Origin of the sequence: Stenotrophomonas sp. SMYL8, from assembly GCF_036320065.1 — a bacterium.
GTDB classification, from domain to species: Bacteria; Pseudomonadota; Gammaproteobacteria; order Xanthomonadales; family Xanthomonadaceae; genus Stenotrophomonas; species Stenotrophomonas maltophilia_A.
Genome location: NZ_JAWIRR010000008.1, coordinates 19,242 through 32,348, shown reverse-complemented (window position 1 = coordinate 32,348; position 13,107 = coordinate 19,242). Strand labels below are relative to the sequence as shown.

The following is a 13,107-nucleotide window of genomic DNA, read 5'->3' as shown; positions in this document are numbered from 1 at the left end:
CCCCCGCTGCCGCCCGCCGGGGTGGGGGCGGGGGGCGGCCGCCGCCCCCCCCCCCCCCCCCCCGCCCGGCACTACCCCGGCTGTTCGGCCGCGTGCGAAGCTTCACCGATGCTGACCCTGCAACGCGGCAACCACCACGGACTGCTCATCGCCCCGCGCTGGCCCTCCACCCGCATCCAACTGGAAGAAGAGGTACTGCAACGCCTGCTCGACGCGCAGGCAATGCTGCCTGTGGGGCTGCGGCTACTGCTCACCCGTGGCTTCGAACCCAGCCACAGCCGTCTCGGTGGCTTCCGCCGCCTGGTGCGTCGGCTCGGCATCACCCTCTTCCGTGCCTGTTATCCGCAGCGCCGGGATGAAGTCGACGCCATCTTCGGCGCCAACGGCCACGACATCGATGGCCGTCATGTCGATGTCTCACTGGTACTGCACGGCGAGCGGCTGCGGCTGCTGCCCCTGGGCGTGTTCACCCCGCCGCGCTGGCAGCACCGCCGCGTCGCCCGGTATGCCGAGCCAGTCGCACGAGCGAAGCGCAGCCTGCAGCACTGCGGATTCGTGCTGCATCACAATCCCACCGAAGCGCTGCAGATCCACTGCGATTATCGTCCCCGCTGACGCCGCGGTGGCTCATGCGGACTGCGCTCGCACCAAAGATGCAAATGATTCTCTTTTGCTGTAAGGTGCAGCCGCTGCCCTTGCCGCCGCGGGCTGTTCCCTTTCCCAGTTGTCGCCCGCCCCGTGTCCACGCCTGTCGAACCGACGGATGTCGCGCAGCTGTGCGCGGCCCATTACCGGCCGCTGCACGCCCATGTCCGCCGCAAACTCCCGCAACGCAGCGACGCCGATGACGTCGTCCAGGAAACCTGGCTGCGTGTCGTCAAGGTCGCCGCCAGTGGCCTGCTGAGCAATGGCCGCGCGTACCTGTACCGTGTTGCCCACAACCTGATTGCCGACCATTACCGGCAACGCCAGCGCCGTCGCGAAGAAGCGCTGGATGACACGCAGTTGCATGCCATCGCCGATCCTGCGCCGCAGCCCGAGCAGCGACTGCTCGACGCCGAACAGCTGCGCCACCTCGACGCGATCATCGCCGCGCTGCCACCGCGCTCGCGCCAGGTGTTCCTGCTGGCGCGGGTTGAACAGTTGGCGCTGGCCGAGATCGGGCGCCAGCTCGGCATCAGCCGGCAGACCGCGCACGGCCATCTGCTGCGCGCACTGGTCGCCCTGCAGCAGGTGCCGGGCGCATGAGCCTGGACGCGATCGCGCGCGAAGCTGCACGCTGGTGGCTGGACGGGCACGACGGTGGCCGCGACGAGAACGCGTTCGAGCAGTGGTACCAGGCCGACCCTCGCCATGCTGCGCAGTACCAGCATCTGCAACACCTGTGGCAGGCCGGTGCGACGCTGCCCAGCCTGCAGCGGCAACAGCAGCGCAGGCAACGCCGTCGCCTGCGCGAAGCCGGCATTGCGGTTCTGTTGCTGTGCGCGCTGGGTCTCTACAGCCGCCATGTGTCGCCGCCTGTAGCGCAGGTCCTGCGAACGGCCGCTGGCGAGATCCGCGAGGAGACCCTTCGGGATGGCTCGCATGTCCTGCTGTCACCCGGCAGCGAAGTGAAAGTGCGCATCGATGGGCAGCGCCGCCAGCTCCAGCTGCAGCGTGGCCAGGCCTGGTTCCAGGTCGCCGCCGATGCCGACCGGCCCTTCCAGGTACACACTCCGCAGGGCACCGTCACTGCACTGGGGACCGCATTCGATCTTGCCGTGCAGGGCAACAGCAGCGTGGTCACCGTTACCGAGCATTGCGTGCGCGTGGACAGCGGCAACGCCAGCATGCTGGCCAACGACGGCGAGCAGCTGCGCTTCGATGGGCAGTCAACAGCCCATGCAACAACCACCGCCCCGGGAACACTGGCCTGGCGCGAGCGGCGCCTGCACTGGGTCTCGGCCCCGCTGGCCGACGTCACGCAGGGCCTGGACCGCTGGCACGGCGGGCACACGTGGGTCGTCGGCGAGCAGCTGCGCCAGCAGCCGGTCACCCTGCTTGGCAGTGCCGACGGTGCAGCCAGCAACCGCGACCAGTTGGCCACTCAGTTGCAGGTGCGCGTGCTGCGCCTCGGCGCGGGCATACAGGTGTGGCTGCCGCCACGCAGGGAACAGCGTGATGGACCCTGACATCCGGCCTGCGGCTGCGTCTACCCAGGATGACGACGCTCTGCGTCAGCCCCTGGAGCCCCCGATGCTGTGCCACCGCCCCCTTGTCCTCGCCCTGTCGCTGGCCTGTACCAGTGCCCTTCCGCTGCTGCCCGGGAGTGCCCACGCACAGACCGCCACCCGTACCTACAATCTGCCCGCACAACCGCTGGCGGCCGCGCTGGACGCCTACAGCCGGCTGACCGGCGTCGATCTGGTGATCGGCGCAGCGCTGCCCGCGGGCCATTCGGCGCCTGCGCTGCGCGGTGACTTCGACGATGCGCAGGCGTTGTCCCGTCTGCTTGCAGGCAGCGGCCTGCGCCCGCGCTTCGTCGATGCGCGTCGTGCCGCCCTGGAGCCGGCGCCGGCTGAACGCGCCGATGGCAGCCGTCGCACTGGCCCGCTGCGTGTGCAGGGTACTACCGCACACGGTCAGGCACCGGGTGCCGGCGCCAGTCAATATGTACCGGCCACCCGCGATGGCTTTGCGCCCTCGGTGGGCAGCGAGCGCGTGGCGATGGCCGAACGCCAGGAAGGCAACAGCCTGCTGCGCTCGATGCCCGGCACCCACAGCTTCCATTCGCGCAGCCAGCCGGGCCTGCAGGTCAACATCCGCGGCATGACCGGTGCCGGCCGGGTCAACACCATGATCGACGGTGTCACCCAGACCTTCCGCAACAATGCCGGGCACGGCTCGGGCGGCCCGTTCGCCTATGTCGATCCCTTCCTGCTGGCCGGTGTGGACGTGCAGCGCGGTGCGGTCGCCGGTGGTGATGGCGCCGGCACGCTGGCCGGCAGTGCCAACTTCCGCACGCTGGACATCGACGATCTGCTCGGCGAGGGGCGCGACTGGGGCCTGCGTGCGGGCTACCGCCACGGCAACAACGGCTACGGCAGTGGCCGTACCTTCGCCGGTGCCTGGCGCCACAGCGAAGAGGGTGGCGACCGCCAGTTCGGCCTGCTGGCCGCCGCCAGCAGCAGCCGCAGCAGCGAGTACGCGACCGCACGCGGGCAGAAGAACAACGCCGACCCGGGCAGCCAGCAGCCCAGCAGCTGGCTGTTGAAGGCGCGCCTGCAGCCCAGCGACCAGCATCGGCTGGACCTGAGCCACATGCGTTACGAAAACGACTTCTACCACAACTATCCGTGGCAGATTTCCGCGCGCAACCAGCGCGCCAGTTACCACTACACACCCTATTCGCCGTGGATCGACCTGCGTGCGACCTTCGCCAGCAACAAGACCCGGCTGTTCTACCCGCCGGTGGAGGACTCCAGCTACATCGGCCGCCGCACCCACAGCGGCCTGAGCAGCTGGACCGTGGACAACACCAGCCGCTTCGACATCGGTGCACTGCAGGCGCGCTGGAACACCGGCATCAAGCACCAATCGGACATCTATGTGGCCGATACGCCGATCCTGCGCGGTGCCAACCCGCAGGGTCGCAGCCAGCTGGACAGTGTGTTCAGCACGCTGGAGCTGCAGTACGACATCTATGCCCTGACCGCAGGACTGCGCCAGGACCGCTTCGGCATCCGTGGTCACATCCCGGTGTGCTCGGATGTGCCCGGCCAGTGCGCGGAGATCAATGGCGGCGACATCGACGTGCGTCGCACAGAGCGCGCACTCAGCCCGAGCCTGGCGGTTTCACTGCAGGCCACCGACTGGCTGCAGCTGTTCGCCGAGGTCTCGCGCACGTCGCGGCCGCCGCGCGTGCAGGAAATGTTCTTCGAGAAGATCCCGCTGGAGGACGCCAGCGTCGCCGACGGCATCGGCGCCAATCCGTTCCTGCGCCGCGAGCGCTCGCGCAACCTGCAGTTCGGCGCCAACCTCAGCACCGACTCGCTGCTGGTCGACGGTGACCTGGCACAACTGCGGGTCACCCGCTTCGACAACCGCATCCGCGACTACATCAAGCCGCAGTATCTGCTGATCGTGCATCCGCCGGAAGTGGAACCGTTCGTGGTGCCGATCGACAGCGATCCGCAACTCACTGCCTGGACCGATGCGCTGGACGTGGACGACTTCAGCACCACCACGCGCTGGATGAACCACCCCGGCGTGGTGCGCATGCGCGGTATCGAACTGGAAGCGCATTACGCCAGCGAGCACTACCACGCCACGCTGAGCTGGACCCGCTCGCACACCAGTGCGCCGGCCATCGAGTTCGTCAACCTGGAAGACATCACCGCCCTGCCCGACCGCTACTGGACGCTGGACGTGGGCGGCCGCTGGTGGCAGCAGCGCGTGCAGGCCGGCCTGCGCGCCGAGTACTCCGGGCCGACCGAGGAAGGCTACGACTTCTTCCAGACCCGCAAGACCGGCGGCACCGGCGTGCTGCTCGACTTCTACGCCAGCTTCAAGCCCCAGGCCAACACCACGCTGTGGCTGAACATCGAAAACCTGCAGAACAAGGCCTATGACAACAATGCCTCGATCGACAGCATCTTCAGCCCGATCCTGGACCGCGGCAACGGCCGTGGCCGTACCGTCTCGATGGGCGTCAATGTGGCGTTCTAGCCGTCGCTGGCTGCCCGTATGCCTGCTCGCGCTGGCGACCGTGGCCAGCGCGCAGCCGATGCCTGGCTCAGTGATCGACCTGGCCAACGGCCGGCACCTGGACGAAGCCGCGTTCGTGGCGCGTGCGGCGGACGCCCGGAGGCTGCTGCTGGGTGAGCGCCATGACCTCGCCGGAGACCACGCCGCCCAGCGCTGGCTGCTGCAGGCGCTGCAGCGGCGGCGCCCGCAGGGTTCGCTGGTGCTGGAAATGATCGCCAGCGAGCGCCAGCCACGCCTGCAGCGGGTGCAGCGCTGGCTGGCCAAGGGCAACCAGGCCGAAGGTGCACGCCTGCAGGAACTGCTGGACTGGGATACGCGTTGGCCGTGGGCCGCGTATGGCGGGCTGGTACAGGATGCTGCCGATGCAGGCACGCCGCTGTTCGGCGGCAACCTGTCGCGTGCCGAGGTCAACGCGCTGCTCGCGTCCACCGAGGGCGTGCGGTTCCCGGTGGCCGCTGCCCGCCAGCGCCTGTCGGCGGTGGTGCTGGCCCAGCACGCAGACGCAGCACCGATGCTGGAAGGGATGCTGGCCGTGCAACAGGCCCGCGACACACGCATGGCACAGGTGCTGCTCGATGCGCCCGCGCCGGCGCTGCTGGTAGCGGGGCGCTGGCATGTACTGCGCGGTACCGGGGTACCGGGCTACCTGTCACCGGCTACGCCTGCGCTGGTGATCGCATTGGCTTCGCCGGGTGAAACCGTGGATGCGGCAGATGCCGATCTGCTGTGGGTGCTGGACGATGAGTGAGCGCGGCCAACACTGGCAGGCGATCGCGATCACCGCCGTCCTGCACCTGCTGCCCCTGCTGCTGTTGCTGCACTGGGTGGCAGCGCCGCCGATGCTGCCGCCGCCGGAGCAGGACGTGCGCATCAGCCTGCGCCTGCTGGCGCCGGCCACGCCGCCACAGCCCTTAGAGGAGCGCCAGGCCGACACCCCCAGCCAGGCGCAGCAGGCGCGCGCATCGCAACCGGCAAAGTCGCCGCCGCCACCGAAACCCACCGCCGCGCGCGAGGGCGAGTTGGCCGCCAGCGAAACGGGCGGGGCGGGTCGAACGCCGCTGCCGGTCGCCCCGCCGGCGGCCGCGACCGATGCCAGTCCCGCACCGGCATCGATCACGGCCGCTCCGCCCGCTCCAGACGCGCCACCGGCGGACTTCCAGGCCGGCGCCGCCAGCGACCAGTGGGAAGCCCGCCTGATGGCGCGGCTGGAGCGTTACCGCTATTACCCTGCCGTCGCACGCTCGCGCCGGCAGCAGGGCACTGCCTGGGTCAGGGCCAGCATCGACCGCGAAGGCCGCCTGCTGGCTCTGCGGCTGGAACAGTCCAGTGGCCAGCCGATGCTCGATGACGCTGCGCTGCAGACCTTCCGTCGCGCGCAGCCACTACCGCCCATTCCCGATGAACTGAAGGCACCGCAGGAACTGGTGGTGCCGGTGGAGTACTACCTGCGCTAGGCGGCGTAGGCCTCCGCCTCGATCTCGAACAGCATGCCGTCCAGCGCCAGCCGCGGCACCGGGATCAGCGTGCAGGTGGGCGCCGCACGGTTCGGCCAGCGTCGCCGCACCTGGTGGGCAATGATGCCCAGCCGGTCCTCATCGTGGCCGACCACCAGGATGCGCAACCGCGCCACATCAACCAGGCTTGCCTGCGCCGATCGCAGCGCGGTCTGCAGGTTGTCCAGTGCCTGCCCGACCTGGTCTTCGAAGCTGGGCGAGAGACGGCCCTGCGCATCTTCACCGCCCTGCCCGGCCACGTGGATCACCCGTGCCGGCAGGCGCACCACCGCCACGTGTGAGTAGCCGTTGGCCGAAGGATCGTAGAGGCCCGGTGGATTGAACAGCTCCAGCAGGCCATGGCTGAAGTCCGGTGTGGTCAGCAGGTTCATGCCGCGCGCTTCGTGGGGGTTGCCGGCAGTCTGTGACCTCAACCCTGGTTGAGGTCAAATGGGTCCTGTGCAACAGAGTAGTCCGCCATGCGCAACGATCGCGCGTTCCCGTGGACTCGAGCCTGCTCGACTTCCACCGACCAGAAGCAGTCGAGCAAGCTCGACTCTACAGAAGCGTGGTCACGTCCACGCTGGGTCTGCGGTGAAATCAATGGTCAACCAGAACGTGCTGCCCCGCGCATCCAGCCGCACCGCAATCTCGTCACGCATCGCATCGACCTCGCCCACTGAACCCAGCGGCGTGGCCGGGTCGGCCAGCACGTGGATCTCGATGAAGCGCATCCGCCCCATCTTCGCCACATGGCTGGTGAAACCGGCATAGCCACGCTCGGCGACGAACGCCTGCATCACCCGCTGCACGCGCCGGTCCAGATCGTCCGGTGCCACCTGCAGCACTTCGCGCATGGCCTTCCAGGCACCCCGCGCCGGCACCGGCAACACCGCCAGGCTGATCAACGCCAGCACGATCGAATCCAGGTACGGCACCCAGTGATGCCACTCACCACCGTGCAGGACCAGCGCCAACACAAAGGCCAGTACCACTGCCAAGCTCATCAACCCGCCCAGCAGCCAGCCGCGCACATCCAGCCACAACAGCGCGGAGCGCAGATGCCGCGCCCGCTGCGCGACGAAGGCCGCCATCGCCAGGTTGCTGGCACTCAGCAACGCCGCCCACCACAGCGCGGGCCCGAATTTCACTTCATGCCCGCCCGTGGTCAAACCGATCACGGCGTTGGCCAGCGCGTACACGCAGGCCAGCGACAGGATCACCCCACCCAACGCCTCGACCATCGGCTCCAGATGCCAGTAGCCGTACTGGAAGCGCGGGCTCTGTTCCCGCGCTACCAGCCGCAGCACCGACAACGACACCAGGGTCAGGGCGACATCGACCAGGCTGTACACGCCGTCGAACAGGATGGCCTGCGATCCCACCAGCAGGCCACCGATGAAGCCGACCGCGCTCACCGCCAGGGTGACCCCGATCGAGAACTTCAGGATGCGTTGCTCGCGCGCGGTATCCATCGTTCGCCGAAGGGCCGACCGTCGCCGGTCAGGCCTTCAGTACCTCCACCTTGTACGAGGTCACATCGCCGTCGTTCTCGATGATGAGCCCGTGCACGTCCGACTCGAAGCCCGGGAAACGCGCATTCTGCTCGCGGGCGATGCGCAGCGACTGGATGATCGGCTCGTCGCTGTCACCGAAACGCTCACCCGGCATGATGGTCGGGATGCCCGGCGGGTACGGCACCAGCATGGTCGCCGCAATGCGGCCACTGATCTGCTCGATGTCGACCCGTTCGATCTCGCCCTTCACAAGGTGGTTGTAGGCATCGGCCGGGGTCATCACCGGCGTCGGCAGATCCACGTACATCTCGCGCATCACCTTGGCCACGGCGAATTCCTGGTTGAACGCGTGCAGCGCGTCGCACAGGTCACGCAGGCCCCAGCCGGCGTAGGCATTCGGATAGTCAGCAGCCAGCGTCGGCAGTGCCTGGCTCAGCGGTGCGTTTCGGTCGTAGAGTTCCTTGAACGCCATCAGCTCGGTGACCAGGGTGCTCCACTTGCCCTTGGTGATGCCCATCGAGAACAGGAACAGCACCGAGTACAGGTTGGTCTTCTCCACGGTGATGCCGCGGCCCCACAGGAACTTGCTCAGCACCGCCGCCGGAATGCCCAGCTTGCCCATGCTGCCGTCCATCGCCAGGCCCGGGGTCAGCAGGGTCACCTTGATCGGGTCGATCAGAACATAGTCATCCACCAGGTTCTCGAAGCCGTGCCAGTGCGCATCCGGCTGCAGGTACCACTCCTCGCGCTTGGCCACCATCGGTGCCGGCGTATCGCCCTTGTCCAGGCTGCGCTCGACCTGGGTCGGCTGCCACACGCTGAACCACCAGTCGTCGCGGCCGAGATCATCGCGGACATGCAGCATCGCGCGGCGGAAGGCGATCGCCTCGTCATGCATTTCCTGCACCAGCGAACGGCCGGCATCGCCTTCCATCATCTTCGAGGCCACATCACAGGCCGCGATCACCCCGTAATGCGGGCTAGTCGAGGTGTGCATCATGAACGACTCGTTGAAGCGCTCGGCATCCAGGTCGCGCTGCGCCGAGTTGCGCACGTGGATCATCGAGGCCTGGGAGAACGCGGCCAGCAGCTTGTGCGTGGAATGCGTGGTGAAGATGATCGCATCCTGCTCGCGCGGCTTGCCCTTGGCCATGCCGTAGTGGTTCTCGTAGAACGGATGAAACGCAGCGTAGGCGTACCAGGCTTCGTCGAAATGCAGGAAGTCCACCGCGCTGCCGATCTCGTCGGCGATCTTCTCGGCGTTGTAGCACAGGCCATCGTAGGTGGAGTTTGTCACCACTGCGATGCGCGGCTTGGAGCCGGCCTTGTAGGCCTTGCTGGCCAGCGGATTGGCGGCGATACGCTGCTGCAGCGACTCGGGCGTGAACTGGTCCAGGCTGATCGGGCCGATGATGCCATGCGCGTTGCGGCTGGGGGTGAAGTACACCGGCACCGCGCCGGTCATGATCAGCGCGTGCAGCAGCGACTTGTGGCAGTTGCGGTCGACGAATACCACGTCGCCGCGCGCCACTGTGCCGTGCCAGACGATCTTGTTGGCGGTGGAGGTGCCGTTGGTGACGAAGAACGTATGATCGGCACCGAAGTTGCGTGCCGCCTCGTTCTCGGCGTCCTTGATCGGCCCGGTGTGGTCAAGCAGCGAACCCAGCTCCGGCACCGAGATCGACAGATCGCTTCGCAGCGTGTTCTCGCCGTAGAACTGATGGAACGCGCGGCCGACCGGCGATTTGGTGAACGCCACGCCGCCGGCATGGCCAGGCGTATGCCAGGAATAGTTCGACTCGGCCGCGTGATGGATCAGCGCCTTGAAGAACGGCGGCAGCAGGTTCTTCATGTAGTCTTCGGCCGCGCGCATCACCTGCCGCGAGATGAAGCTCTTGGTGTCTTCGAACAGGAAGATGAAGCCGTGAATGTACTTGAGCAGCTTGCTCGGCACCTTCTCGATGGTGCGGCGCTCGCCGTACAGGAACACCGGCAGGTTGGCGCGGCGCGCGCTCTGCTCGCGCAGGAAGGCGGTCAGGCGCTGGAACTCGCCATCCACCTCTTCGCTGCCATCGATCGAGATCAGCACCGCCGAGGCCGCCACGTAGGTGCGGGCACCGGCACGGGCATCATCCAGGTTCAGGCCGCACAGCACGCGCTGGTCGTTGCTGCGCAGCTCTTCCACCAGGGCGCGGATCAGGATGCCACCGATGCGCGGCGACTCGTAGTCGTTGTCGATGACAATGACCGGGTAGTCCAGGGACTTGAAGTACACGTTGATTCTCCTTGTCTAACTCAGGAACGCTGGGCGCCGGCGCTGATCGCCGAGGCCTCGCGGGCGCGCTGCCGCTGCTGGCGGCGCTCCTCGCTGAAGAAGGGATAGAACACGGTGATGAACAGCACGAACAGGAACGCGTACTGCACGATGGTTCCCGACGAGCCGTAGATCGCCCACAGGCAGTAAACGACGGTCAGGCTGGTCAGGGTCCAGAACGCACCGGTGTGGACCAGGGTGTGCGAGCGCTCGACCACGAAGTAGCAGGCCACGCACGAGTAGATGTAGGGCAGCAGGGTCAGCACCACCGCCGCCGATGTGATCACGTCGAACTGTGCCGACGCGGTTTCCGAGGTGGAGGTGACCAGCACCGCCAGGGTCATCAGCACGGCCACGATCAGCACACCCTTGACCGGCACGTCGTCCTTGTTGGTCTTGCTGAAGATGCTCGGGAACAGGCCGTCATCGGAGGCCGCCTTGGCGCTCTGCGCGGTCAGCAGGATCCAGCCGCCCAGCGAACCGGCGGCACCGATGAAGGCACACAGGCTGACCAGCGCACCACCCCAGCCACCGACGGCCTTGGCCGCAGCCAGTGCGAACGGCGCATCGGAAGTCTGCAGTTCGCCATTGGGCACCATGCCCATGATCACCGAGGAACTGGCGATGTAGGCGATGGCGGCCAGGAACACACCCGCCAGGGTGGCGCGGGCCACGTTCTTTTCCGGGTTCTCGACCACACCAGCGGTGACCGAGGCCGACTCGACACCAATGAAGGCCCACAGCGTCAGCGCCGCGGCGCTGGAGATCGCGCCGAAGTTCGATTCGCCGGACACGTTGTAGGCGCCCTTGAAAATGTCGGCATCGAAGAAGAACCAGCCGAAGATGGCGATGCCCAGGATCGGCACCAGCGCAAAACTGGTGGTGACGGTCTGCACCCGGCTGACGAACGCCGGACCGATCACGTTGGCGAAACTCAGCGCCCACACCAGGATCAGCACCGCGATGCAGCGCACCAGCGGCTCGGACAGGATCGGGAAGAAGTAGCTGAAATAGCCCACTGCGGCGATCGGAATGGCGACGTTGCCGATCCAGTTGGCGAACCAGTAGATGGTGTTGGTCTGGAAGCCCATGTACGGCCCGAACCAGTCGCGCGCATAGGCGTACGGGCCGCCCGCCTTGGGTGCCAGCTTGCCCAGCTTGGCGAACACGAAGGCCAACAACAGCGCACCGGCGGTGGTGATCAACCAGCCCCAGATCGAGGCGGTACCAATCTTGGCCAGGCTCGATGGCAGCAGGAACACGCCTGAGCCCATCATGTTGCCGGCGACGAGGAAGGTGGCTCCGACCACCCCGATTTTCTTTGCTTCTGCCATGACGATCTCCGGTACTGGCATGAGCCCGGCAGCACCGGGCGTGGGGACGGTTGCGCTGGCGTACGACCGCTGGCGCCTATTTGATGAAGTTGTATTGCAGGCTGCCCTGCACCCGGACCGTGTCGCCGCGTGCGCCGCCCTGCTGTTCCAGGCGGCCGTACAACAGCTCCATGCCCATCGTCCAGGACGGCGCGGGGCTCCAGATCAGGTTGAATACGCCGTACCGGCTCTGCCGGAAGGCATCGGCCGCCAGTGCGGCGTTCCGCTCCAGGGTCAGCTGGCCGAAGATCAGGTTCGATCGCCACAACTCGGACCAGTAGTGGGTATAGCCGACGAAGCCGCCGTGCAGGTCCAACGCGTCGAGGCGGCCATCGGCACCGACCACCGCGTCCAGCCCGGAGCCGGTCAGGTCGGCGGTATAGCGGCTGAGGCCGCGTCCTCCCAGCGCACCGAACAGCAGCAGGTCGCGCTCGCCCACCGAGGCCGAGCCACTCAGCTGCAGGCCGCCGGCCATTCGCCGGTCGTGCTCGCCATCGCCGTCATAGGCCAGGCTGCGCGCCACCGCGCCCACCTGCAGGTGGCCCCAGTCGCGCTCCATGCGCGCGGTCACGGTTACGTCCGGCAGACGGTTCACCGCAGCCCGCTCATCACTGGCACCGGCAAGTTCAGTCTTCGGGTCTTCGGCCGCCACGGTCAGCGTGTTGCCCTTGCCCATCGTGAAGCTGTGGTGGATGCCTGCCACCAGCAGGTAGCCGGCACCGCCGGGACCTGCGAAATCCAATGTGTCGGGCAGGCTGTCCGGATCCATGAAACTGGAATAGCCATAGCCGGCATAGGTATTGCCGAGCTGTCCATAAGCATGCCGCAGCCGGAACTCGTAGCCATCGCTGCTGCCGAAGAAGTCGTTCTCCAGATAGAAGCGCAGGTTGCCGTGCGTGGTTGGACGCCGCGCCTCGAAGCTGAAGCGGGTCTGCTTGGCGTGGATGTTGAAGTTGGAGACATCGCGGTGGCTGCCGCCCACCGGCATCGACGAGGGAATGAACTGATCCTCGTCGCCGGCCGCGCGCGAATCGGCGATGGCATCCAGCTTGGCGTAACCGCCGATGCGGATCACCGTATCAGTGCCGGGTATGGCAAAGAACCCCTTCAGATCCGGATCGGTCGGGCCCGCCGCACTGTCCGGTCGCGACGCGGCGGTGGACGGATCGGCCACCGATTCGCGCTGCGGCAGCACCGGCTGTGCCACGCCCGGTACCTGGGTGGGGTGCAGCAGGTTGGCAGTGCTGGCAGGCGCGACCACGGCGGCGGGTGCCTGTGCTGTAGCAGGCGCAACGGTTGCGTCGCGCTGCTCAAGGCGGTCCAACCGCTGCTGCATGCCCTCCAGTGCCTGCCGCATGGCCGCAATCTCACGACGCAGCGCCTGCGCGTCCTCCTTGTCATCCACCTGTGCATACGCCGGCGTGATCGCCAGTGCTGTCACACAGGCCAGGCTCAGTACCGCCGCGCGCATTGCATCCTCCCTGGACGACCCCTGTTCGCAGCACGCAGACGGGACGCACGCATGCGCCACTCCGGCCTCGTGCTGCCGTTGCTGGAAATGCGGATACTGCGTCGACGACACCGGCCAGCCTGCGCATGGCAGGCAACAGGACGATGACACTGCCCTGCCCGCACCGATGTCGACGCCATCAAGGCCGCGCTGC

The 13,107-nt window shown here is 67.2% G+C and carries 11 protein-coding genes; 6 read left to right on the top strand and 5 right to left on the bottom strand.

From position 1 onward, the window contains the following. Positions 1–108 precede the first annotated feature (108 nt). The 6 genes from V3B25_RS08935 (at position 109) to V3B25_RS08910 (ending at position 6,200) form a co-directional block, all read left to right on the top strand. Complete coding sequence (locus V3B25_RS08935) at positions 109–615, top strand: hypothetical protein (RefSeq protein ID WP_049398490.1); 507 nt, start codon at positions 109–111, stop codon at positions 613–615. A 123-nt stretch (positions 616–738) separates the two neighbouring features. Then, complete coding sequence (locus V3B25_RS08930; RefSeq protein WP_329810526.1) at positions 739–1,248, top strand: RNA polymerase sigma factor; 510 nt, start codon at positions 739–741, stop codon at positions 1,246–1,248. Beyond that, entirely contained in the window at positions 1,245–2,171 is a 927-nt protein-coding gene (locus V3B25_RS08925; RefSeq protein ID WP_329810525.1) for a FecR domain-containing protein, read from the top strand. The genes V3B25_RS08930 and V3B25_RS08925 overlap by 4 nt, the downstream gene beginning before the upstream one ends. Positions 2,172–2,235: 64 nt before the next feature. Beyond that, positions 2,236–4,707 carry a TonB-dependent receptor gene (locus tag V3B25_RS08920; protein WP_329810524.1) on the top strand — a complete coding sequence of 824 codons (2,472 nt, stop codon included), beginning with the start codon at positions 2,236–2,238 and terminating at the stop codon, positions 4,705–4,707. Continuing rightward, on the top strand, positions 4,694–5,494 hold the full coding sequence (locus V3B25_RS08915; RefSeq protein ID WP_329810523.1) for a ChaN family lipoprotein: 801 nt from the start codon (positions 4,694–4,696) through the stop codon (positions 5,492–5,494). The genes V3B25_RS08920 and V3B25_RS08915 overlap by 14 nt, the downstream gene beginning before the upstream one ends. Beyond that, the gene (locus V3B25_RS08910; protein ID WP_329810522.1) at positions 5,487–6,200 is read left to right on the top strand and encodes an energy transducer TonB; all 714 of its coding nucleotides are present in this window, start codon (positions 5,487–5,489) and stop codon (positions 6,198–6,200) included. Before V3B25_RS08915 ends, V3B25_RS08910 begins: the two co-directional genes overlap by 8 nt. On the opposite strand, the gene V3B25_RS08905 is transcribed toward V3B25_RS08910, so the two are convergent. From V3B25_RS08905 to V3B25_RS08885, 5 genes are all read right to left on the bottom strand, one after another. Then, positions 6,197–6,631: a Rid family hydrolase gene (locus tag V3B25_RS08905; RefSeq protein ID WP_005410065.1), complete on the bottom strand. Its 435-nt coding sequence runs from the start codon at positions 6,629–6,631 to the stop codon at positions 6,197–6,199. The two genes, V3B25_RS08910 and V3B25_RS08905, sit on opposite strands and share 4 nt — an antisense overlap. A gap of 180 nt (positions 6,632–6,811) precedes the next feature. Further along, on the bottom strand, positions 6,812–7,714 hold the full coding sequence (locus tag V3B25_RS08900; protein ID WP_049398424.1) for a cation diffusion facilitator family transporter: 903 nt from the start codon (positions 7,712–7,714) through the stop codon (positions 6,812–6,814). Positions 7,715–7,742: 28 nt separating this feature from the next. Continuing rightward, a complete protein-coding gene (locus V3B25_RS08895; RefSeq protein ID WP_329810521.1) occupies positions 7,743–10,031 on the bottom strand; it encodes an Orn/Lys/Arg decarboxylase N-terminal domain-containing protein in 2,289 nt (762 codons plus the stop codon). Between the two features lie 20 nt (positions 10,032–10,051). Then, positions 10,052–11,404, bottom strand: coding sequence for an arginine/agmatine antiporter (gene adiC / locus V3B25_RS08890; protein WP_005410068.1), 1,353 nt, complete (start codon positions 11,402–11,404; stop codon positions 10,052–10,054). 76 nt (positions 11,405–11,480) lie between these two features. Next, positions 11,481–12,914, bottom strand: a complete 1,434-nt coding sequence (locus tag V3B25_RS08885) for a DcaP family trimeric outer membrane transporter (RefSeq protein WP_180845181.1) — start codon at positions 12,912–12,914, stop codon at positions 11,481–11,483. Between the last annotated feature and the right edge of the window lie 193 nt (positions 12,915–13,107).